Here is a 24,681-nt window from a genome sequence, read left to right as displayed (position 1 = left end):
AAAAAAAGCCAATACCAAAAGGCATTAGCTTTCATTTATTATTTAGCGTTGTTACGGATAGTGAATCCACGAGATTTATCTTTACCGCCATTGTCGCGTTTACGATTTTCTCCCGGTTTGTTGTTATCGTTGTTGCGATTTTTTTTGTTGAAGTTGTTATCGCGTTTACGATTATTGTCGCGATTTCCACCACGATTACCTTCACGGTTGCCTTCACGATTTCCACCACGGTTTCCTCCGCGGTTTCCACCACGATTACCTCCACGGTTTCCTCCGCGATTACCGCCACGTTTGTTACCACGGTTTGGTAAAGGTCTTTCAGGCGTGATGTTTACAGGAACTTCTGAAGCATCATCTTTAGCAATTTGTTTAATTAATAAAGCTGCTAAATCTTCTGCTGAGTAGTTTTCTAATAAATCACTTGCTGCCTCTTGATAAGACTCTAAACCATTTTCTACCATTGCTTCTTTAATAGTCGCAACAGCTGAACCGATTTGTCCTTCGATTGCTTCTTTTTTAGAAGGTGGACGAAGTGTTGTCATTTTTTTCTTAGTTAAATCTTCAATAACGTGTAAGTAGCTCATTTCGTTTGGTGTAACGAATGTTACTGACATACCTTCTTTACCAGCACGACCTGTACGGCCAATACGGTGAACATAGCTTTCTGGATCTTGAGGAATGTCATAGTTATAAACATGTGACACACCAGAAATATCTAATCCACGAGCAGCCACGTCCGTTGCAACTAAAATATCAATTTCATCGTTTTTGAAAGCCTTTAAAATACTCATACGTTTGTGCTGAGGTAAGTCACCATGGATACCTTCAGCTTTGTAACCACGCATTTCAAGTCCACGTGCTAATTCATCAACACGACGTTTAGTACGACCAAATACAATGGTTAAATCTGGGTTTTGAACGTCAAATAAACGTGTCATAATATCGAATTTTTCGAATTCTTTACAACGAACAAAATATTGATCGATTAAGTTAGCTGTCATTTCTTTAGCTTTAATCTTAACGTGTTCTGGTTCTTTCATGAATTTAACACCGATACGTTTAATACTATCTGGCATTGTAGCTGAGAATAATAATGTTTGTCTTGTTTCAGGTACTCTAGAGATAATTGCTTCAATATCTTCTAAGAATCCCATGTTTAACATTTCATCTGCTTCATCTAAAACTAATGTTTCAACTGTATCTAATTTCAATGTGCGACGGTTGATGTGGTCTAACATTCTACCTGGTGTTCCCACAACAATATGCGGATTATTTTTCAATGAACGAATTTGGCGTCCAATATCAGCTCCACCATAAACAGCTTGAACTTTAATTCTTTTGTCTTTACCTAAACGGTATAACTCTTCTTGCGTCTGGATAGCTAATTCTCTTGTTGGAGCAATTACTAAACCTTGTAGAGTTTGTTTTTCTGTGTCGATTTTGTCTAACATTGGTAGACCAAACGCAGCTGTTTTACCAGTTCCTGTTTGAGCTTGTCCAATAACGTCTTTTCCTTCTAATGCCAAAGGAATTGTTTCACTTTGGATGGGTGTTGCTTCTTCAAAACCAATTGCTTCAATTGATTTTAATAATCTTTTGTCTAATTTTAATTCACTAAATTTCAAATGATATCCTCCTAATAACTGTGCCTCAACATCAACTCTCTCTCATCATTTGCCATTTATGAAAAAAAATTGAAAACGAGCATTCGTATAATACTATCATATTCTAACTAATTCTACAACAAAACAAGTCTTGTTAATGATTATTTAACAAATAATCAACAATTTCTTTTAATCCCATCCCGTTACTTCCTTTCAGAAAAACAGTATCGGTTGGTGTTACTTTTTCGCCTAGACTATCCATCAAAGCCTTCTTATCTTCTTTCGAGAACCAATGGCACTTATCTGTAGCGTATGTTTCTTTTAATACCTCATACAAATAAGACATCTCTTGACCGTAAAGATATACTTCATCAATAATTTCAGGCGACAAGTGAGCTGAGACACTTTCATGCATACCTCTTGAGCCTTCACCTAATTCAAGCATATCACCAAGAACAACTAATTTTCGTCCAGTTGTCTCAATCTTTGAAAAAGAATCTAGCACTAGAGTCATTGCAGTTGGATTGGCATTATACACATCACTTAGTAAAGACATGCCTTTTGCCGTTTCAAGCCATTCCGTTCTGTTTTTGGTTAAGTCAAAGTTAGCCAATCCTTTTTGAATCTTCTCAACTGGCACACCTAACTCTGTCCCAATCAAAATAGCAATCAAAGCATTCCCTACGTTGTACTGTCCTAGTACAGGAATACTAAAGATAACATCTGGATAAAGGGGTGTTGTGAAAGTCGTTTTTTCACGTCCTTCTTCTAAAATCTTAGCACTCACATCAGCTGAATCATTTAATCCAAAGCGAAGAACTTTTTGAGTGACATTAGCTAGTAATGGTGTAATCAATTCTTCTTCACTTGGAACAATCAGCGTGCCTTTTTCTTTCAAACCTGAAACAATCTCCATTTTGGCTTCAGCTATTCCTTGCCTAGAACCTAAATACTCAATATGGGATTCACCAATCATGGTAATCGCAGCTACATTTGGTCGGCCAATAGAAGACAATAACTCAATGTCACCTTTTCGGTCCATACCCATTTCAAGAACCAAAGCTTCTGTTTCTTTGGGCATATTCAGAATTGTGTAAGGTAATCCTATCTCATTGTTATAATTACCTTGTGTCTTATATGTTTGGTAGAAGCTACCCAACACAGCTGCTGTCATATCTTTAGTCGTTGTCTTACCATTACTTCCTGTAATAGCTGCAACTTTAGGATTGACTTGAATTAAGTAATACTTTGCCAAATCTTGTAAGGCTTTTTGAGTGTCTTCTACTAAAATATACGGAAAATCTCCCTCTAAATCTCTGTCTGATAAAGTCAATGTTGCCCCTTCTTCAAAGGCATTACTAATGAAATCATGACCATCTCGATTACCTTTTAAAGGAACAAATAAAGTCCCTTCAGATACTTTTCTAGTATCAAACTCCACATGTGTAATCACTGTATCAAAGGATACGTTACTTGATAGCTTTCCTCGAACAGCTTGTTCAATTTCTTTTGCTTTTAATCTCACTTTGGTTCCTCCATATCTCTATCTCACACAAAAAAGCTGAACGAAAATGTTCAGCTTCTCTTTATTGTCCTAACTCAATTTGTTGCTTTTTCTCAAAACGTAATTTAGCTAGTTGAATCAACTCTTCTAAAAGATCGCTGTAATTAATCCCCATATGTTGCCACAATAAAGGATACATACTAAATGGCGTAAAGCCTGGCAAGGTATTTACTTCATTTAAGAAAATTTCATCATTGGCAGTCACAAAGAAGTCACAACGACTTAAGCCGCTACCATCTAAAGCAATATATGCTTTTTTTGCATAGTCTCGCATTTTTTTATGTAACTCATCTGACACGGTTGCTGGCACTTGAAGTTCTACTTTATTGTCAATGTATTTAGACTCATAATCGTAGAAGGCTACATCTTTAACGATTTCGCCTGCTTCTGTGGTTCTAATTTCATCATTTCCTAAAATCGCCACTTCTAGTTCACGAGCTTCGATTCCTTGTTCAACAATCACGCGTCGGTCATATCTAAAAGCTTCCTCAATCGCTTTTGTTAACTCATCTCTTGAATTAGCTTTACTAATTCCTACGCTAGAGCCCATATTGGCTGGTTTAACAAACATCGGGTAAATGAGCGTTCCTTCACATTTAGCATAGATAGTCTCAGGGTCTTCTTGGTAACCTTGACGAATAACAGATACATAAGGTAGTTGCGGAATACCTGCTTGTTGGAATAATTGTTTAGCAACAATTTTATCCATGGCACAGGCACTTGCCAAAACACCTGCTCCTACATAAGGCATATTTAATACTTCAAATAAACCTTGTACCGTTCCGTCTTCCCCATTAGGTCCATGAAGAACAGGGAAAATCACACTGTTTTCTTCCTTGATGTCACTTGGATTAATTTCTTGTGCATTAGTTACGGTTAAATGTAATTCTTCTTCTGTTTCAGGGGCTTTTTTATATAAAGGTCCTTTTAGCCATTGACCTGTTTTAGTAATATAAATAGCTTGCACTTCATAGTAATTATAATAGATTGCTTTTAAAATTGAAAAGGCAGACAAAATAGATACGTCATGCTCCGCACTTTTCCCCCCGTAAATTAGTGTTACTTTCATCCCAGTCCTCCTAAGTTTCGTAGACTTTATTATACTGTATTTTTAATCAAACACCAATATCATTTTTACTATAAAATAATAAAACCACTCACCTATTTTGTCAAACTAAAGGCAAGTGGCTTTTTTTATTGAGTTAATAAGATTGATTCAAACTCTTCTTTTACAATGCGCCAAACCCCTGCTTCTTTTGAATAAATCAAGGTACCAATTTTGTACTCTTGTTTAAAATGATAGTTCTCGACTTTTCGTAAATTATCCTCCACTACATGAATGGGAACAACGTATTCATCATTTTCTAAACCAATTTGAGAGAAGTTAAAAACAATACCTTCTTGCATCGTTCCTTTTAAGCTTTTGATAATATCATTAGGCACTTCAGGAACGAGTATGTTTTGACGACGTTTAAAAAAAGAAGGCGTTCCTTTTATTTGTTGAGTCGTTAAACAACTGATTTTTTTGGCTAACATATCATAAAAATCTTCGATATCTCGGTAATAAATTTTGGTTGTCTTTTTGGTTAATTCAAAAAACGCAAAGCTATTTTGTAATTGATAGAAAAAAGGCGAACGCAACTGATTCTTCATGTGACCGAAATAAAGTAGCTCAGATATCTCATTGGGAGTTAATCTCTGCAGCATTTCATACTCTTTAAAATCGATCCACTTCAAATCATTGACTTCTTTATTTTCTACTAAAGAAAAGTATTGCTCCACATTTTCATGACCTCTAATAACACGAAAACCAGTATGTGGTTCATACTCCCCTTCACGTTCATAAGGATTAAGTAACAGAAGATTTTCAGGTCTATGAGTTGTATACCGATTAAAATCTCTGTGGTTCATCCCTTTTGTGAGAATTGAGTTACTAATCCCATCAAAATGAACATACAAATAATCTTGCAACACCTTTCACCTCGTTTCTATTCCTCAAACACTTTTTTCATTAGTATAACTATACCATTTATTCTGAAAATTTAAATCTAAAAAGACAAATCCTTAAATTAAGTTTATATTACATCCCTCCTATTTAAAGCGATTTCTAGAAATACTTATGTAATATTCATTTTTGTGCTTTTATGTTATGATGATTTCGAGTGCTATAAAGGAGGAACCCCAGTGAGTCAAAAACGAAAACACGCACAATCCAAGAAATCTTCCTCTCGACAACAAAAGAAAAAAAAGCCTAGTATTGGCTCTAGAATAATGAATATATTACTAAATCTATTCATGCTGTTGTTGTTGCTGGTTGGTTTAGCCCTTGTTTTTAATAATCAAATCAAGAACTATCTAGTAAAAGACACAACTAACAAACATACAATAAGCAATGTCACTCGAGCAGACGTGAAAAAAAATGAACAAAAAGACGCTACCTTTGATTTTGATCAAGTAGAGTCTCTCGATTTTAACTTAGTTGCCCAAGCGACAAAAGGACGAGATACCGGCTTAAATACCATTGGCGGGATTGCCATTCCCAGTGTTAAGCTTAATTTACCTATCTTCAAAGGCGTTTCTAACTATGTATTAGCCGTTGGGGCAGGTACAATGAAGGAAGAACAACAAATGGGACGAGGTAATTACGCTTTAGCCAGTCACTACATGTATGATCCTACGTTATTATTCGCTCCTTTAGTTAATGTGGAATTAGGACAATCTGTACTCCTAACTGACTTAGAATATATTTATGAATACAAAGTAACTTATAAAGAGTATGTCGAACCTTCTCGAGTAGAAGTCATTGATGACGTTGAAAACAAACAACTAGTGACACTCGTAACTTGTGATGTATCTGGTACAAATCGTTTGATTATTCAAGGTGAATTGGTCCGAGAAGTAAAAGGAACAGATGCACCTAAGTACATGCAAGAAGCATTTGAAATGGATCAAACAAATTATTACTAAAAAGAATGTAAAATCGTCTTTAGATGATTTTACATTCTTTTTTTATTGAACATGTTTTATTTTTTTAGAACAAATTCTTGAAAGGCTTGCATCTATTCTATTACGTTTTAAAAAGTGATACATTGAATTCAGGAAATAAATGTTTAATTCCAAATTGAAAGCGTATAACTCATGAGTAGCTCAAAATTATTTAAAGAAGTACCAAAGAATAACTGTGGATAATAATCTTGATAAGAATAAGCAGAATTTGTTGCACTTGAAATAGCTAAAGTTGATTCTCTAAACAAACTAGAATTACTATTACCCACAAAACTAATCACATCTAATTTATTTGAATGGGCTTGTTTGACCAGTTCTAGAAGTCGCTTGGTCTCTCCAGAATTTGAAATCGCAATGACCAATGTCTTCTCTTTCTGATCTGATCTAATTAATTGTAGATGACTAGAAGTAGTTGCTCGAAAATTGTGTAAGTTTAAATAATCAGACATGTAATTAGCAATATGGCTAGACATACCTGAACTTAAAAGCATTATGTGGTTATCTTTATTTTTTTTTATTAGCTTTGAAAATTCATCGCCGTAATCTTTAATAACATCACTTCTTTGATGAAGAGAAAAAGTTAAATTGGTAGCAGCTACCATATAGTAGAGTAATTCACTATATCCAGAAAAACCCATCTTTTGGCACATACTAACTATTGATGATGGAGACGAAAAGGTTTCCTTTGCAACTTGTCTAATACTTAAATTTTTATCGTGTCGATGGTCTTTAATATAGCTCAATACCGCTATTTCATTTGGGTGTAATTGAAATTTTTCACCTAAAGCTTGAATATCCAAAGATTATCATCCATTCATATTTTATTTATAAGGAGATTTTATCATGAAAAAGGACTTTGTTGTTGATCCATGGGCAAAAATGAAAACAAGAAATAATTTAGCAGGAGACGAAGTAATTTCAGCACTTCAAAAAAGCATTCGTCGCGGAAACGAAAAAGATGCTTGCGAATTTGCTTATGAAATGTATATTACTTCCCCACAATTTGAAGAAAAATTGTGGCGTCGCTTACTAGCAATTGCTGTAGAGGATATTGGAATGGGCTGTGTTGAAGCACCTATTTTAATCAATTCACTAAACCAAATGCGTCAAAATTTTCAATACAATGAATCTGATAGAGCAATGTTTTTTATTCACGCTATTCGCTATTTATGTTCACTTGAAAAAGATCGTTCTTCAGATTTATTAAAAAATATTATTATTAAAAGTTTTGCAATGGGATATGTCCCTGAAATTCCAGATATCGCTCTGGATAAACACACAACTCGAGGACAAGAAATGGGTCGTGGTTCTGAACATTTCTTAAATGAAGCGAGCTTAGTTATACCACAAGCCGACATTAAAAATAATTTTAAAGAACAGTATGCTGAGATTTTAAAGAAATATGATCCTGAAAATGTTGTTGAGTCTGCTTTTGATTTTAATTCATGGCAAGTATAGGGGGCTATTCTTATGGGGAATGAATCAAAATCTAATTTAATTGAACGCTTAAACAGTTGGTTGAGCCCAATAGCTTCAAAAATTGGAAACCAACGTCATTTGAAATCTATCTCAACCGGGATGTTTTTAGGTCTACCATTCATGGTGGTAGGAGCTTTTTTCTTGATATTAGCAAATCCACCAATCAACATTGATACTTATAATCCTGATACAGCAAATGTTATTATGAGATTTTTAGCAGGTTGGAAAGATTGGTCTGTTGCTAATTACGATGCTATCACAACTCCGTACACACTAACTTTTGGTATTATCGGTTTAATATCAGCCTTCGGAATTTCATATGCCTTATCTAAGGAATATAACTTAGATGCTGCAACAAATGGACTTATGACAGTTGTCACATACCTACTAGTTTGTACAAAAGTAGAAGAAGGCAGAATTAATTTAGATTACCTAGGGTCAAACGGCCTATTTGTAGCTATTATTCTAGGGCTATTAGTCGTCGAAGTAACTCGTTTATTTGAAACTAAGAATATTAAATTAAAAATGCCAGACTCTGTCCCTCCAATGGTTTCAACCTTTATCAATTCACTATTACCTTTGTTGGCGAACATCATTATCTTTTACGGCATTAACTTAATTTTTATCTCAGTATTCAACAGTAACTTCCCAGGAGTAATTATGGACATATTAACTCCCGGTTTAAATATTGCTGGAAGTCTAGGCGGTATGATTCTAATCGTAACAATAGGACAGATACTATGGTTATTTGGTATCAATGGAACTTCTATTATTTTCCCAATCTTATTCACTTTAGGAATTTCTCAAACTGGGATGAATGCTGAACAATTTGCAAATGGTGAACAAATGACTCATTTGATGAATTTACAAATGTTTAGAATATCTGTTCTTGGTGGTGCTGGAAATACATTAGGTTTAGTTTTATTGATGATGTATAGTAAAGTTCCTCAATTCAAAATGATTGGTCGTTTATCTTTTATTCCTGGAATCTGTTCAATCAATGAACCTGTTATTTTTGGTTTACCAATTGTTTTTAATCCAATTCTAGGTATTCCTTTTGTTATTACACCTATTGTTTCATTGATATTAACTTATTTTGCTGAAAAACTTCATATTATTACGAATGGCTATATTGTTGACCCTTCGTTCACACCATTCTTTATTCAATCTTATTTATCAAGTATGGATTGGAAAAACGTTATTTTTACTCTGTTTTTAGTGGTAGTCAGTGTAGTCATTTACTATCCATTCTTTAAAGTGTTTGAAAAAACACAGCTAGAAACAGCTTAATTTCATATAACTATTTCAATCACAGTGGACACTTATATAAAAATAAACACATAAAAAGTTGAGAAGTAAGCTTACACGCTTACCTCTCAACTTTTTTATTTCACTTCAATTTTTGGTCGATAGAAATTACGATTATCCAAACCGAATATTCTATCTGTGTATTCCCCTGGATCAACTTGTTTTAAAGCACCCAGCATCATTTGCATAGAGGCATCGAGATTATCTAAATGATGTAAAATCTCTGCTTCCATAATTTTTGGTCTGACAGGCGAGCCGTATTCCATTAAACCATGATGAGCTAATACCACGTGCTTTAACACAAGCACTTCTTCATCTTCTTCTGAAATATTTAACTCCACACATGCTTTTGTGATTTCTTCATCTACCATCACAATGTGACCTAGTAAATTACCAGCTAGTGTGTACTCTGTCCCGATTGGACCAGATAATTCCTTCACTTTGCCAATATCATGTAAAATCACACCTGCATAAAGTAAAGAGGTATTTAACTCAGGATATTGCTCACTCACACTTTTAGCTAACTCTAACATGGTGATTGTGTGGTAGGCTAAGCCTCCTACAAAAGCATGATGATTTCGTTTAGCTGCTGGAAACTCGAAGAATTCTTTTTGATATTTCCCTACAATATGGCGCACAATACGGTGCCATTTGGCTTGAGTAATTTCAAATAAGAAACGATTGAAGGTTTCTTTTAATTCTTCTACTTGAACAGGTGGCTTCTCCATGTAAAGAGCAGCGTCATCTGGTTCACCAGCTTGAGCCAAACGTAGATTTAAAATTTTGACTTGAGGCATGTTTTGGTAGACTTCTCTTTTACCACCTAGAAGGACTACTTTACCTGCTACAAATTTTTCAATTTCTTCTTCTGAAGCTCCCCAATATTTACCATCAATGCTGCCTGATGTATCTTGAAAAGTAAAAGCAATAAATTTTTTGCCATTTCTAGCCACACGAACATCAGCTGCCTTTAATAAAGCAAATAATTCAAATGTTTCATCAAGTTCAACTTCTCTTAATTTTTTCACTCTGCCTCTTCCTTCCCAATAACAATACAGTCTAAATCTTGACTTTCATAATACGAGCGAATTGCCTCATCTGAGGACAAACATACTACTTGTGTGCGTTGGCTAAAGCCTTTTAGTAATCTAAATAAAACAAGTTTTCGTTTTTGGTCAAAATGTAGCCAACCATCATCAATGATTAATGGTACTTGATAATCTTCATGATGTAGGTGAACAAATCCCAATCTAAAGGCAGTATATAACTGATCTTTAGTTCCTGTAGATAATTGCACCACTGGCCATTTTCGTTGCTCTTGATCAACGACTAGTAATTGTCCTTCTTTCACCATTACTTTAACGTAGCGATTTTCCGTTAATATCTTAAAGTAAGACGTCACTGTTGCTAAAAGAGCTGGTAGTTGTTGATCAGATAAATATTGGAACACATCTTGAGTTAATTCTTCAGCAATTTTATAGGTCATCCATTGATCAGATAAGTCTTTAATCACAGATAATCGATTTTCTTTTTCTTGATACAACACATCTAGAGACCCATTTTTCCCCATTTGAAGTAACTCATATTTCAACCCTTGATACGTGTTTTGATGTTGATTTATCTGCTCATTACAACGATCAATCTCATTTTTGACTTGTATCAATTGTTGGTTGATTCCTACTAATTTATAGCGTTTCGTCAAGTCGAAGTAATCCTCTAACATTAACGATAACTCATTTCTACGACTTTGACTCTTTTGAGACATCTCTTGTTTTTTCACCCACATTTTACTTTCATCTATATCTGTTACTTGTGGGGAATCAATCATCGATAGTAACTTGTCTTTACTTGAAGCAAGATTTTGTCTCAAGTGATGTAATTTCTCTTGGAAAGACTGTTGATTAGTTGTAGATAATGCTTTTTCTGTCAAATAGCGTTGTTGTTCTGCAACAAATTCTTTAATCCCTTGGAAACTTTCTTTTACCGATTTATTTTCAAGAGGTACCCATTGTTTAGCAAAATTTAAAGACTCACTATAAGCTTCTAACACGCGATCAATTTCAAGTAAATTCTGTTGCATTTCTCGTTCTTTTTCTTCAATGTTTTGAAGTTGTAAGTAAATCGGAATACGCGATAACCATAAACTCATAGTTTCTTTCATTGAAAAGCCGTAACGATCTGCCCATTCTTGTTTTTTCTCTTGCAGAATAACATCTTGTTTTTCCACTTCTTCAAGTTGCTCATCTAATTCATGCAACGAGTGAGCTACTTCATCTGCCACACTTAATTGAAGTAAGTAATCCTCTTTCGTTGTTTCAGGAGACACAGTTGCTGAGCTACCTTGTTTGATACTCATAAAGCCATATACTCCTAATGCTCCAAGTAATATTACAGGAATATATAGCCAACCTTTACCTAATACCACTGCAAGTAATAAGAATAAAACGGCAATCGCAATTGCCAAACCAGAAAACCATAACTTATTAAAGCTTGAATTGACTGGCGCTGCTTTTCTTGACGTTACAGGTTGTAAGTTGTTTTCAACTTGTGTCAAAGCAAAATCCATGTCTTTATGGCGAATATTCAAACGACTCTTCTCATTGGACAAAACAACTTTTTGTCGAACTAACTCTTCTTCTTCCTGAGCTAAGGCAAGCATCTCTGCTTCTACTTCATCAGACAAGTCCACATGAACCGCTTGTTCTGACAAACGGTATTTATCAAAAAGTGTAGCTTTACTTTCTTGATACTCTCTTAATTGTTCTTCTAGTAATTCTCTTTTTTGACTAAGAGACTCCACCATTAATTGCTCTTCTAGCAAGTCATCAAATACACGTTGATTAGTCACGTAAAATTGATATGCTGGTGATTCTGTTTCTAAGTAACCTGTCTGGCTTTCTAACAACTCTTTTTCTTTTCGTAATAAAAACTCGTAATTAGCCAACTCTTCTTTGATAGCTACTAACTCTGTTGCAGATACAGTTGTTTCTCTTGAAAATTCACGATTAAGGGTTTCCCATTCAATGTACATTGGAAATCGTTTTTGTTGTTCTAAAACTGTTTTTTCTAACTCTGATTGATAGTTTTTTTCCGTTTCAATTTGCTCAATCTCTTTAGTTAGTTTAGTCATTTCTTGTTGTTTTTCTTGATAGGTAGCTTCTTGTGACTCCACTAAAGCAATTTGCTCGTTTATTTTTTTCAATTGACGCAAGCGTTGATTAATCTCAGGAATACGTCCACTTGGCTTAAATAATTTCTGACGTTCTTTTAAAAAACGGTCGTTCATTTTTGTTAATTTTTGACTTCCTGTCAATCCTACCGTTAGCAACAAATGTTGTAATTTCGTTTCGTTTAGTTGATTTAAATCAAGTAATTGTTCTTGTTGAAAGGTAAATATATGATCAAAGGTTTCTTTTGTTAAAGGAGACAATAAACTCTCAAGTAATGACTCGTTTCCTACTTCGCCATTCTCTAAACGTACTGTTGCTTGCCCTTTATTTTTTTCTTTATACCTTTCGACAACGACCTCTCCATAAACAGAGTCATCAAAAATAAGCTGACCACCGTAAACAGCTCCACTTGTTGGAGTAAAATCACGAGTCATCTCTCGTTTTTTAGGAAAGCCAAAGAGAATCGTCCGAATAAATTGATAAATAGAAGACTTACCTGCTTCATTGTCACCAAATATCAACTGGTTTTGAGGGTCGATTGTTATCACTTGATTATTAAATTTTCCAAAGCCATCTATTTTTAATTGTCGTAATTTCATTAGTCTTCCTCATTTTTAAAAATCATTTTATCTTTAATTAGTTGACTACTCTCGGTTACAATATCCTTCATGTCTTCTTCATCCCACTTAAGACTTGTCACAAGTTCTGGTTGATTCAATAAGTCACTAACCACTGCTTCAAAGTTTTCCTTTGTTTGATATACTCTACCTAAATCATCAATTAGAGACGCTTGAAATCCCATGATTAATTTATCTGATGTGGCTTTAGCAATAGTTAACTCTTGAACCCAAACTTTCTTGTTAGAAGCTTGATAGATTTTTTCTTGTAGAAAGGCTAATACTTCTTCCTTCTCATGTAAAATCTCACGTGCATTTTCAGCCGTTGTCACAAGATGAATAGATACCACATTTAACTCATTGAGGTAATCTTTTTCTAGCACAGTTGTTTCTATGTGACTTAGAAGGCTTGTTTTACTAATGTCATCATCTACTTGAACAGTTTCTTGATACCATTTAATAGCGGCCACATCTAACCACTCAATGTGTCGGCCACCTCGGTCAATCTCTACATAAGCGACACCATTTGTTTGTGTTTCTTTTTTTGTATGACCTTGAGGAGTTCCAGGATAGACCGTTAGTGGACGTTCTGAAAGCACACCACTTTTATGAATATGGCCTAATGCCCAGTACTCATAATTAAGAGGCAAATCACTTGGTAAAAACGGCGCATAGTTACCTGTATCATCTCCATGATAAAAACCAATATGATAAGTAGAAGCTATATCTCTTCTTGGAAATTCAGGTAACTTAGAGTCTGTTATCCAATTATGTTCATAAGAAAAACCACTGATAGCTACTGAATCACCATTTTTTAAGGTTAATGTTTTAGTTTGAACTTCCTCTTTTTTATAAAGGACGACATTATCTGGCCATTCAAACCAGTAACGACTTTCTGTATAGTAATCATGATTCCCAAAAGACATCACAACTTTAATATTAGCTTGATTTAAGCGTTCAAACTGGTCCATCACAAATTTTTGTGTGTGAATAGATGGTTGATTTTGGTGGAATGTATCTCCCACGACTAATAAAAAATCAACCTCTTTTTCTATACAAAGGTCCACAATTCTTGTGAGTGTTTGTTGATTACCAGTCTTTAGAATCTCTTTCATGTCAGCATGATCTGAATGAATCCCCGAAAAGGGTTGGTCTATATGTAAATCAGCTGTGTGTATAAATTTCATCCGTATCACTCCTTCCTTACATCATACCTATTTCATCCCTATTTTTCTATAAAAAAGACAAAAAAGAGAGCTAAGTTTTCACTTTAGCTCTCTAAACAATTAATTACCCATGTCATATAATTCTTGAACTGGCTTCATGATGATGCGGTTTAAGTCATTGATGATTACGCTAAATGCTTGTTCTTTTTGCATTAAGTCTTGAATCACTGCTGTTTCTTGAACTTTCATTGCCATTTCTTGTGCTTTCATTGCATCCTCTTCTGAGAATTCAACGCCTTGCATTTGTTTTTGTTGTAATTCCATTTGTAATTCTTGGAAGTTAGTAAATAATTCAAATGATTCTGTTTCAGCTTTCATTGCTGTAAAAGCTTCTTGTAATGCTTTGAATTCGTCCATTTCACGAATTTCTCTTTCGATTTGGTTAGCACTATCATAAATATTAACTGTCATTTATATTGCTCCTTTAATGTTTAATCTGATGTTATTGTAACATTATTGCCATTAAAAACCTACTATTTATCTATTTACTTTGTTCCATAGACTATCCCACATGTCGCCTACTGTTTCGACTCCTTTTTTAATGCCGTCGCCTACAGTGTTAGCTCCTTCTTTTACTTTTTCACCAATGTCATTAAGACTTTCACCAAAGTTTCCTTTTTGTTTAGTTGTCTCATTAACACCTGTTTGAGTGATGTCTTCTGTTGTAAATGGTGTATTAGGAGAGGCCGCTAAAACGCGTTGCGTCTCATCTCTAAAGATATTAGCCAAGTTACTACCACTACTACCTGTTAAGTAGTGATCTGGTCCACTCTTATCAAAACCAATCCAAGTAGAGACAACAACATCTGGTGTGTAACCAATAATCCATTGGTCTTTTGACATACCATCAGCATTGATGTTTTCAGTTGTTCCTGTTTTACCAGCAATTGTGTAGCCATATGGTTTAGCTTCCATTCCTGTTCCTGAACTGAAAACACCTTGCAACATGCTAGTCATTTGATCGGCCACTTCTGGTGTAGTCACACGTTTTGATTTTGGTTTTTCATTTTCATAAATGATAACCCCGTTAGCATCTTCAATCTTCGTAATAAAGTGAGGATCCATCTTCATCCCTTGATTAGCAAAGACACTGTAGGCACTTGCCATATTTAACGGCGTTGTCCCTTTCGTCAAACCACCTAGAGCCAGTCCGTAGTAACGGTCTTTTTCATCTAATTTAATGCCGAATTGTTCGACTTTTTTATAGCCACGGTCAATACCAATTTCATTGAGTAACCACACAGCAGGTGCGTTTAAACTCTGAATCAAAGCTTGAGTCATTGTTGCTTCCCCTGAATAAGTTCTTGAATAGTTTTGCACATCGTAATAACTTAAAGGCTCATCTTTTAAGACATCATCTGGTTTGTAGCCTGCTTCAAGAGCTGGTGTATAGACAGCTAGTGGTTTTAAGGTTGATCCAGGTGACAACATCGAATCTGTTGCTCGGTTCCAACCACGATAAGTATACTCGCCACGTCCACCAATAATCCCTCTCACACCACCTGTTTTAGGATCAAGTGCAACGGAAGCTCCTTCAACAATCGCCCCGTCACTTGCTGCTGGTGGGAATAAACTATCATTAGCAAATGTCTGATCCATTCCTATTTGATATTGCTGATCTAAAGCCGTAAATATTTTATAGCCCCCATTAGCGATATCATCATCTGAAAGGCCAGTTTTACTAATAGCTTCATTAATCACCGCATCAAAATAATACGGGTATTTGTAAGTATCATGCTCTGGTTGATACGCATCATGAATCTCTAATGGTTGAGTCATTAAATGATCCGCTGTTGCTTTATCTAATTTACCATTATCCACCATCACTGACAAAACGGTGTCTCTTCTAGCAATCGCATTATCCATGTGATCAATTGGATTGTAGATACTTGGTCCTTTTAACATCCCAGCAATCACAGCCGCCTCATCAACAGTCACATCACTTGCATTTTTTCCAAAGTATTTGAGCGAAGCATCTTGCACGCCCCAAACACCATTACCAAAGTAAGCTTTGTTTAAGTACATCTCTAGAATCTCATCTTTCGTGTACTCTTTCTCAATTTCAATGGCTAAAAAGAGTTCTTTTGCTTTACGCGTCATCGTTTGTTCTTGGGTTAAGAAAGCATTTTTAGCTAACTGTTGGGTGATAGTACTACCACCACCACCACTGTTATCCCTTCGAACGACTTTTCTCGCAGCGGCTCGGGCTATCCCTTTGATGTCGTAACCTTTATGATCATAAAACTTCCGGTCTTCTGTGGAAATAACGGCATCTTTGATATAAGGAGAAATATCCTCAATCTTCACAAAATTTCCTTTTGCCCCGTACTTAGCAGTCGTACCAGCTTCGTCTCCGTCTTTATCATAAATCGTTGTTACTTGTTCTAGTCCCGCTTTCAAACTTGAGACATTGGTATTTTTAGCCAAGTAGAACAGGTAAATACTCATGACTAACACCACTGTCATAATAGCTAAGACAATAATTTTATTAATATGGTATTTTTTCCAGACTCGCTTTCTCCAAGCTCTAAATTGTTGGAAATAAGGAGAGAACCACGCCCAAAACTTCTGAAAATACGCTTTTATCGTGGCACCTATTTTTTTGATATATTCCATGAATAGCTCCTCTAATTCTTTTATTTAAGTTATATTTATAGTAACACAGACTACTATTTGATTGGATAAGACCAAGGACTTATCTTCAACTCTAGCCTATGGTAACATGAAGTTGTTAATAAAGTGTGTTACAATTTTAAAAAATATCTAAAATTTCGAACTTATTTAGGAGTGTCATCATGAAATTTTCTTTTGTTTTACCTAAAGAAACGACTAAACAAACATTAAAAGAGCTTTTAGAAGAAGAATGGCTCATCCCACGTAAAGTCAGACATTTTTTACGAACAAGAAAAAATGTCTTAATTAATGATGAAGTTGCTATGTTTCATCAAGAAGTCTCACCAGGAGACACAGTTACCTTGATTTTTGAAGATAGCGATTATGACGTTCCTACTATTTTAAAAGGAAACCCTTCAAGAGTTGTTCCGATTTGGGAAGACGAGCATTTAATTATCGTGAATAAACAGGCAGGAGTCAAAACCCATCCTAACCAGCCAGATGAGACTGATACATTACTAAATGATTTAGCCGCCTATCTAGCTGACAAGAAGCAAGTTCCTTATGTGGTTCATCGCTTAGATAAAGAAACCAGTGGCGCTATTTTATTTGCCAAGAACCCAGTTATCCTACCCATTTTAGGTAGAATGCTTGAACAAAAAGAAATTAGCCGTCTTTATGAAGCTCAAATCGAAGGTACCTTACCTAAACAAGAAATGACTATCACTAAAAAAATAGGCCGTGACCGACATGACCGGCGAAAACGAGTAATTGATAATAATCGTGGACAAATCGCCATTACCCATGTGAAAGAAGTTAAACGAAGTGGTAAAAGCTCTTGGGTCGAATGTCGTTTAGACACTGGACGAACCCATCAAATCAGAGTTCATTTAGCTTCTATTGGTAAGCCTATAATTGGTGATCCTTTGTATCATCCAAAAGGCGAGTCTCAACCAAGATTAATGCTTCATGCCAAAGAATTAGAACTTATCCATCCCTTTACCAAGGAAAAAATTACCACTCAAGCAACTCCTTTCTTGTCTCATTAAGTAGGATAGAATAAAACAATCCCCTGACTAGATTTTTTAGTCAAGAGATTGTTTTTTTAGTCTGCTCTACACGTATAACGACTTACTCTTTTTCTTTCCTTCTTCTAATAGACAGACCTATCACCATACTTCCAACAAAGATCAAACCAACTGAGTCCCACCAGTTAGAGTCTGTTTCACCTGTTTTTGGCAATAACTTACCTGAACCTCCTGTTTTCTTCTTCGGTTTGTCTGGTAATTTTGCTTTATAGGTATTGGTTAATTTAATGTTCCCTTTATTCGTATTATCGACCGCTACCTGATAACCTGAAACAGCGATTTCTTCTACTGTGTAGTTGATGTCTTTATTTTTCTCTTGTTTCGGTAACTCATTCCAAGTCTTTGTCCAATCTTCTTGGTTCGTCAAAGTAACTGGCTTGCCTTCTTTTTTACCATTAGCCAATAACTGGACTTTAATACTTGTTGGGCGTTTGCCATTTTGATTGTTGTTATCTTCCCAACGTTTCGTTACAGTGACACTGGTCTTTCCTGGTGTGTAACGGTTAGTAACGTCATAACCTTTGATTGTTGTGTTGTAATCAGGGACTTGATTTTCTGTTACGGTATACGTAATTTCTTTACCCGATTCGTATTTTGGTAACTCAGTAAACTCGTAAGTCCAATCAGTGGCTTTCGTTACGTCTGTTGAATCGACTTCTTTACCATCGGCTAATAGATTGATTGTTACTTTCTCTGGACGTTTTTTAGCTTGATTATTATTGTCGTCCCAGACTTTACTGCCTTTAATTGCAATTTGTTCTGGTTGATACGTGTTGGTTAACTTGATGTTTCCGTGGTTATCATCATTTATGGTTACTTGGTAATTCGGGACACTCATTTCCGCTATGGTGTACTTAATTAATTGACCATCAGCTTTGAGTGGTAAATCATTCCATGTTGTTGTCCAGTTGTCCTCACTTGTCAGCTCAACAATTTTTCCTTTTTCCTCACCATTTGCTAGTAGTTGAACCTTGATTTCACTTGGGCGTTTACCGCCTTGATTGTTCTTATCTTCCCAACTCTTCGTCATTGTCACACTAGTTTTTTCCGGTGTGTAAGAGTTGGTAATCTCATAACCTTTGATTGTTGTACTGTAATCAGGGACTTGGTCTTCTGTCACAGTATAGACTATTTCTTCACCTGATTCGCATTTTGGTAACTCGGTAAACTCGTACGTCCAATCAGTGGCTTTTGTTACTTCTGTTGAGTCTACTTCCTTACCATTAGCCAACAAATTAACTTTGACTTGATTTGGGCGTTTACCATCTTGATTGTTATTATCTTCCCAACTTTTACTTCCTTTAATTGCAGTTTGCTCTGACTGACGAGTGTTGGTCAACTTAATATTACCTGGATTCGTATCATTTATTGTTACTTGGTAGCCTGTATCAGAGACTTCTTCTATTGTATAGCGGACTAATTTCCCTTTGGCTTTTAATGGTAAATTATTCCAAGTTGTCGTCCATTTATTTCCGCTAGACAACTCAACTGCTTTCTCTTTCTTTTCACCGTTTGCAAACAGCTGTACTTTGATAATACTTGGACGTTTACGATCCCTGTCATTATCATCTTCCCAGCTCTTAGTCACAGATACACTGGTTTTCCCCGGTGTATAACTATTGGTAATTTCATAGCCTTTGATTGTTGTACTGTAATCAGGAACTTGGTCTTCTGTTACTGTATAAGTAATTTCTTTACCGGATTCGTATTTAGCTAATTCTGTAAATTCGTAAGTCCAATTAGTGTCTTTCGTTACGTCTGTTGAGTCTACTTCTTTACCATTAGCTAACAGGTTGACTTTGACTTGATTTGGACGTTTACCGTCTTGATTGTCATTGTCTTCCCAGATTTTACTTCCTTTAACAGATGTTTTTTCTAGTTGATAACTATTTGTTAGCTTAATATTTCCTTTATCAGTATCATCAACTGTTGTCACATATCCTGGAACGGTTATTTCTTTTACTGTATAGTTAATCAACTTACCTTTTGCTTTCAGTGGTAAACTACTCCAAGTTTTCGACCAATTATCTGCACTGGTCAGGTCTACAACTTCTCCTTTTTTCTCACCATCAGCTAGTAGTTGAACTTTGATAATACTTGGGCGTTTCCCGTCTTGATTGTGATTATCTTCCCAACTCTTCGTCATTGTCACACTGGTTTTGCCTGGTGTGTAGCTATTTGTCACGTCATAACCCTTGATTGTTGTACTATACTCAGGAATTTGATTTTCTGTTACGGTATAAACTATCTCTTTTCCTGCTTCATATTTTGGTAACTGACTAAATCCATACACCCAACCAGATGCTTCTGTGACTTCCGTTGAATCTACTTGCTTACCATTGGCTAATAAATTGATTTTTAAGGATTTTGGACGCTTACCGTCTTGATTATCATTATCTTGCCACGTTTTTTTACCTTTGATTGCTGTGACTTCAGGATTATGCGTATTGGTCAGTTTGACATTCCCTTTATCTTTATCATCAACTGTTGTCACATATCCTGGGACAGCTATTTCTTCTACAGTATAGCTAATCAATTGTCCTTTAGCTTTTAGCGGTAAATCATTCCAAGTCTTCGTCCAATTGTCTGCACTTGTCAGATCTACAACTTTTCCTTTTTTCTCACCATCAGCTAGTAGCTGAACTTTGATAATACTTGGGCGTTTCCTGTCTTGATTGTGATTATCTTCCCAACTCTTCGTCATTGTGACACTAGTTTTTCCTGGTGTGTAACTGTTTATCACATCGTAGCCTTTAATGGTTGTGTTGTACTCTGGGACTTGATTTTCTGTCACAGTGTACTTAATTTCGTCACCATTTGCGTATTTAGGTAGCTCTGTAAATTGATAGCTCCAACCCATGGCTTCTGTCACGTCTTTTGAGCCCACTTCTTTACCATTAGCTAATAAATTGATTGTGACTAATTCTTTTCGCTTACCATCTTGATTGTCATTATCTCTCCAGATTTTTTTGCCTTCAATCTTAGTTTTCTCTGGTTCGTGAGTGTTAGTTAACACTATGTTACCTTTATCACTGTCATCAACTGAGACAGTGTACCCAGGAACTGCTTCTTCTTCCACCGTATAGTTAATCAGCTCACCTTTAGCTTTTAATGGTAAGTCGCTCCACGTCTTCGTCCAATTACCAACCTCTGTTACATCGACTGCTTTACCAACCTCTTTGCCATCAGCTAACAATTTAACCTTGATAATGCTTGGTCGGTGACCATCAATATTGTTCTTATCTTCCCAACTCTTTGTCATAGTCACACTGGTTTTCTCTGGTGTGTAACTATTTATCACATCATATCCTTTAATGGTTGTACTATAATCAGGAACACTATTTTCTGTCACGGTATACTTAATTTCGTCACCATTTTCGTATTTAGGTAGCTCTGTAAATTGATAGCTCCAACCCATGGCTTCTGTCACGTCTTTTGAGTCCACTTCTTTACCATTAGCTNNACTGCTTCTTCTTCCACCGTGTAGTTAATCAGCTCACCTTTAGCTTTTAGTGGTAAATCACTCCAAGTTGTTGTCCATTTATCCGCCTCTGTTAATTCAACAACCTCATCTTTTTTCACACCATCAGCTAGTAACTGAACTTTGATAGTACTTGGTCGGTGACCATCAAGATTATCTTCATCTTCCCATTTTTTTGTCACTGTCACACTAGTGATATTACTCGGGTCGACAAAGTATCCTCCGTTAACTCTTTTTTCTGGCGCTGACATATCTAATGAAAACATATCTGATTTTTCTGATTGATTAATATGGGAACCTGATTCTTCATCTGGATTTTTGACTGTAATCAGTGAATTATCAGGTGTTGAAATTCTGACTTGATAGTCACCATGTTTATAGACATCCATTGAATAATAACCAAAATTATCTGTTAATGTCTCAATCGGCATTCCTTTGTCATCTAGCACTGGACTACCAGCTTTATCTAACAATTCAATATGGCAACCAATACAAGGTTTTTCCGTAGCTTTATCAAAGAGTCCATCTTTATTTTTATCTTCAAATGAAAAACCATCTACTCGGTACTTCATTAGTTTCAACGAAATATTATTAGATTCAAAAAAATCTAACATTGAATTCGTTGCCGTTCCAAATGAATTGACCGCTGACTTACCGACTAATTCTTTGTTATTTGGTACGGTAAACGGCACTTCTATTCTGATAGAGGCACCAGCTTTTAATTTGTGACCTTGATCCATAACCACTTTAATTGCCGTGACCTCTCCGTAATCAGCTACCTGTGTTTGCCAAGAAGCACTTTGGAAAAAGCCATTGATTTTTTCTGAAGACACATCTGGTTCATCTGTTGTGTAGTACAAAGTATAACCTTCTGGAACAGCTATTTCACCAGTCAGTTTTATTGAAAAATCTGAATGCCTTGGTTTTCTTTCGCCATCCTTATCTTTAGAACTATTCTTATCTCCTACATGAGGAAAGACATCTATCACACTTAAAATTGATTGGTCGTATGCAGAATTATTGTAAATATTTAAGAAATAACTACCTTCTTCACCAATCTCAGAATGCCCCACTCCTGGAGATTTAACTACACCCTGATCTACATTTCCTTTTACTTCCTTATAGGTAATTATTTCTTTAGGTGGAATGTAGTTAAATGAATCAGAGGCTCCTAAAATCTGATTTAATTTATCCTTACCAATTTTATAAATATCATTAACTAACTTTTGTTTATTTGGTTGGACCCCATCGGAACTATCAAACAACAGAAAAGCTTCATTCTTATTATTACCTTCTACTGAATTTTTTGTTGTTTTGACATCATATATAATATAAAGAAAATACTCTTGATCTGTTTTCGAACTAGTTGTTTCAATATTAAAGTCATTTAGCGTCCAAATCAATGCTACACGACCTGTATTTTTATAGTCCCGAATTATTTGTGGTTTCTTTAAAGCTCGTAACTCTGTCTGTTTATTTGTTTTTTCAGGTATAATCATCGCAGAATTCTCAACATATTCGGCTCCAAGTGGTAATATATCCACAACGACAACATTTTGAAGTGCCATTGATGTTCTATTTCCTTCTGTTCCAAGATTCGTTGAGGTAAAACTTAAATAAAAACTACTTTTCTGATTTAAAAATAAACTTTCTTCACCTGTTCGTTCTTTGCTTAAAGCAATCATTGGCTCAGACAATCGGTACAGTTCCGCGTAATATCCTCCTGATTTAGTTTTAGTGACACCCACTCTAGTAAAAGTAGCTTTTAAGGTATTACTAAATTGTACGTACTCTTTACCTTCTGGCACCTTAACTTCTGAAGGATTGATTAATTTAGTAAAAATCTTATACTGATAGCCTTTATTACCATCTTTTAGTTGTCCTTCTAAAAACAACTCCCGATAATCAGTATCCACTGGCATAGTATAAAAAAACGATTCTTTTGACAGATCAATTGAATCACTAATAACTTCTTTTTGCCCATCAGCCCTAATAGCACTTAAAGTCACCGTAGATTCAAAATTGGTTGTTTGCGGTAACTCTACTTTTGTGTATTTCATACGGCTGTCCAAACTGTGATCATGTAAGCTAACATCATAAATACCATCTAAGATTTCATTGGTATTAGCACTTAGTTGCCACTCAACTTCCCAATTTTCTTTATCTTCTGGTTTCTTAGGATCATCCGCAAGTCGTGAATTGACAGCATATTTTCTAACACTTAGGCTAAAAGTTTCTGAAGGCTTCGTTTTTTCAGTTTTTAATTTAAAGGTAATCGAATCTGTCCCTACCATATTTTTTTCATAGTCTGGTTTTTCTTTTGGAATAGCTGTCACTGTTCCTTCATTTGCCATTAAAGTCTTCACTTTTACCCCTGGGAACCTTAAATTTAGTATGTGTCTATAACTTAAATCAGACCGCACTGCATCTATTTTCTCTAGTTTGGCTATTCTGGTCACAGAATCATAAGTCCAATCAGGATTATCTTCTGGTAAAAAAACAGCTCCGTCTGGTAGTTTATCTTCAACAATTATTTTTTCTAAATAACGACCACCGTATATTCCAGGCGAAATGTCATTAGTAATAGAAAAACGAACTTTTTCTGTTTTAGCTATGTCACTAGTCACATAACCTAGTTTATCAGGATCTTCCTCTCCAGCATAAACTTCCTGATTATCACGATCCGTCCAAGTTCCTCCCTGTCCGTCTAAACTGATAAACTTAGTAATAGCATATTTTTTTAATGTGTACTGGTAACTCATTGTTTGTGTACCTAGAGGCACTGGATTGCCTTCTTCATAAACAGATACTTCAATTGGTAGTTTATAACCTTCTGGTGTGTCGTAATTCTTATTGATAAATTTAACTGGCACATCAAGAGAAAAACCACCTGTCATGTTAGTAAATGTATACGTAATCGTTGTTGTTTTTGTTCCTATATCAACTTTTTTATCTTGTTGATTACTTGTATCAGAGGCATCTACCCCTTCTATAAATTGATTCGGCATCACAATCTTTAAGGTCAAATTTTTACCTTTACCTGAGAAATCTCCTAATTTAAACCCTGCAAAAAAAACTGAGGACTCCCCAGTTAGCTTACTTACTGGTTCTGTATGCGTATAGTCACCTTTTTCATCTCTCACACCTAAAAAACTGAGAGTAGTCTTCTCTTCATCTAAAACATTTATCTTCGCTGGTTCTTCAGTTGTCTTTTTTGGACTAGTTTCTTCCATGTTAGAAGAATCCCTCACAGGTACCTTATCTAATGATTCACTAGGGACTTCTTCTTTCTGAGCACTCACCTCAGAAGTTTCCATTGTTTTAGGTTGCGTATTAGTTTCTGAAAGAACTTGTTCACCTGAACTTCCACTTATTTCATTGACCTCTGCTAACATACTGATTGGTGTCATAAAAAAAGAAAAAATAATGGTCATCAACCCTAGATATACTGTCATTTTTTTCTTCATACTATTTCTCCTCCTTAAGCTTTCTCCTTTTTATAAAAAAAGAAATTGTGACATCTCC

Annotated in this window: 16 protein-coding genes; 4 read left to right on the top strand and 12 right to left on the bottom strand. The window is 35.4% G+C overall.

From position 1 onward, the window contains the following. Positions 1-38: 38 nt before the first annotated feature. The 4 genes from cshA to DOK76_RS07970 all read right to left on the bottom strand — a co-directional run bounded on the left by cshA (position 39) and on the right by DOK76_RS07970 (position 5,142). Positions 39-1,625 (bottom strand): degradosome RNA helicase CshA, encoded by a 1,587-nt coding sequence (gene cshA / locus DOK76_RS07985; RefSeq protein ID WP_206966579.1) that lies wholly within the window; start codon positions 1,623-1,625, stop codon positions 39-41. A gap of 133 nt (positions 1,626-1,758) precedes the next feature. Next, positions 1,759-3,129, bottom strand: coding sequence for a UDP-N-acetylmuramoyl-tripeptide--D-alanyl-D-alanine ligase (locus DOK76_RS07980; RefSeq protein WP_206966577.1), 1,371 nt, complete (start codon positions 3,127-3,129; stop codon positions 1,759-1,761). Between the two features lie 61 nt (positions 3,130-3,190). Beyond that, positions 3,191-4,237, bottom strand: a complete 1,047-nt coding sequence (locus tag DOK76_RS07975) for a D-alanine--D-alanine ligase (RefSeq protein WP_206966575.1) — start codon at positions 4,235-4,237, stop codon at positions 3,191-3,193. Positions 4,238-4,362: 125 nt separating this feature from the next. After that, positions 4,363-5,142, bottom strand: a complete 780-nt coding sequence (locus tag DOK76_RS07970) for a hypothetical protein (protein ID WP_370590117.1) — start codon at positions 5,140-5,142, stop codon at positions 4,363-4,365. Positions 5,143-5,352: 210 nt separating this feature from the next. Between DOK76_RS07970 and DOK76_RS07965 the strand changes: the two genes are divergently transcribed. Next, complete coding sequence (locus tag DOK76_RS07965; RefSeq protein ID WP_370590116.1) at positions 5,353-6,135, top strand: class A sortase; 783 nt, start codon at positions 5,353-5,355, stop codon at positions 6,133-6,135. Positions 6,136-6,278: 143 nt separating this feature from the next. Here DOK76_RS07965 and DOK76_RS07960 read toward each other — a convergent pair whose 3' ends face one another. Next, positions 6,279-6,974 (bottom strand): MurR/RpiR family transcriptional regulator, encoded by a 696-nt coding sequence (locus DOK76_RS07960; RefSeq protein ID WP_206966574.1) that lies wholly within the window; start codon positions 6,972-6,974, stop codon positions 6,279-6,281. A gap of 43 nt (positions 6,975-7,017) precedes the next feature. Between DOK76_RS07960 and DOK76_RS07955 the strand changes: the two genes are divergently transcribed. Together DOK76_RS07955 and DOK76_RS07950 are read left to right on the top strand one after the other, a co-directional pair. Beyond that, on the top strand, positions 7,018-7,632 hold the full coding sequence (locus DOK76_RS07955; protein ID WP_242542259.1) for a hypothetical protein: 615 nt from the start codon (positions 7,018-7,020) through the stop codon (positions 7,630-7,632). A gap of 12 nt (positions 7,633-7,644) precedes the next feature. Further along, the gene (locus DOK76_RS07950; protein ID WP_206966572.1) at positions 7,645-8,943 is read left to right on the top strand and encodes a PTS sugar transporter subunit IIC; all 1,299 of its coding nucleotides are present in this window, start codon (positions 7,645-7,647) and stop codon (positions 8,941-8,943) included. 95 nt (positions 8,944-9,038) lie between these two features. Here DOK76_RS07950 and DOK76_RS07945 read toward each other — a convergent pair whose 3' ends face one another. From DOK76_RS07945 to DOK76_RS07925, 5 genes are all read right to left on the bottom strand, one after another. Further along, positions 9,039-9,989, bottom strand: coding sequence for a 3'-5' exoribonuclease YhaM family protein (locus DOK76_RS07945; RefSeq protein WP_206966570.1), 951 nt, complete (start codon positions 9,987-9,989; stop codon positions 9,039-9,041). Next, on the bottom strand, positions 9,986-12,730 hold the full coding sequence (locus DOK76_RS07940; protein ID WP_206966568.1) for an ATP-binding protein: 2,745 nt from the start codon (positions 12,728-12,730) through the stop codon (positions 9,986-9,988). The genes DOK76_RS07945 and DOK76_RS07940 overlap by 4 nt, the downstream gene beginning before the upstream one ends. Further along, positions 12,730-13,935: a metallophosphoesterase family protein gene (locus tag DOK76_RS07935; protein ID WP_206966566.1), complete on the bottom strand. Its 1,206-nt coding sequence runs from the start codon at positions 13,933-13,935 to the stop codon at positions 12,730-12,732. The genes DOK76_RS07940 and DOK76_RS07935 overlap by 1 nt, the downstream gene beginning before the upstream one ends. A 99-nt stretch (positions 13,936-14,034) precedes the next feature. After that, a complete protein-coding gene (locus DOK76_RS07930; protein ID WP_206966564.1) occupies positions 14,035-14,385 on the bottom strand; it encodes a YlbF/YmcA family competence regulator in 351 nt (116 codons plus the stop codon). 66 nt (positions 14,386-14,451) lie between these two features. Next, positions 14,452-16,590, bottom strand: a complete 2,139-nt coding sequence (locus tag DOK76_RS07925) for a PBP1A family penicillin-binding protein (RefSeq protein WP_206966562.1) — start codon at positions 16,588-16,590, stop codon at positions 14,452-14,454. Between the two features lie 179 nt (positions 16,591-16,769). On the opposite strand from DOK76_RS07925, the gene DOK76_RS07920 reads away from it, so the two are divergent. After that, positions 16,770-17,636 (top strand): RluA family pseudouridine synthase, encoded by an 867-nt coding sequence (locus DOK76_RS07920; protein ID WP_206966560.1) that lies wholly within the window; start codon positions 16,770-16,772, stop codon positions 17,634-17,636. Positions 17,637-17,718: 82 nt separating this feature from the next. On the opposite strand, the gene DOK76_RS07915 is transcribed toward DOK76_RS07920, so the two are convergent. Continuing rightward, positions 17,719-21,105, bottom strand: a complete 3,387-nt coding sequence (locus DOK76_RS07915; RefSeq protein ID WP_206966557.1) for a Cna B-type domain-containing protein — start codon at positions 21,103-21,105, stop codon at positions 17,719-17,721. Further along, a complete protein-coding gene (locus DOK76_RS13390) occupies positions 21,102-21,728 on the bottom strand; it encodes a Cna B-type domain-containing protein (protein WP_441006654.1) in 627 nt (208 codons plus the stop codon). The genes DOK76_RS07915 and DOK76_RS13390 overlap by 4 nt, the downstream gene beginning before the upstream one ends. Positions 21,729-24,681 lie beyond the last annotated feature (2,953 nt).

The organism is Candidatus Vagococcus giribetii (assembly GCF_017316185.1).
Classification (GTDB): Bacteria; Bacillota; Bacilli; order Lactobacillales; family Vagococcaceae; genus Vagococcus; species Vagococcus giribetii.
The sequence above is the reverse complement of the archived record's forward strand: the minus strand, read 5'-3'. Positions and strand labels throughout refer to the sequence as shown.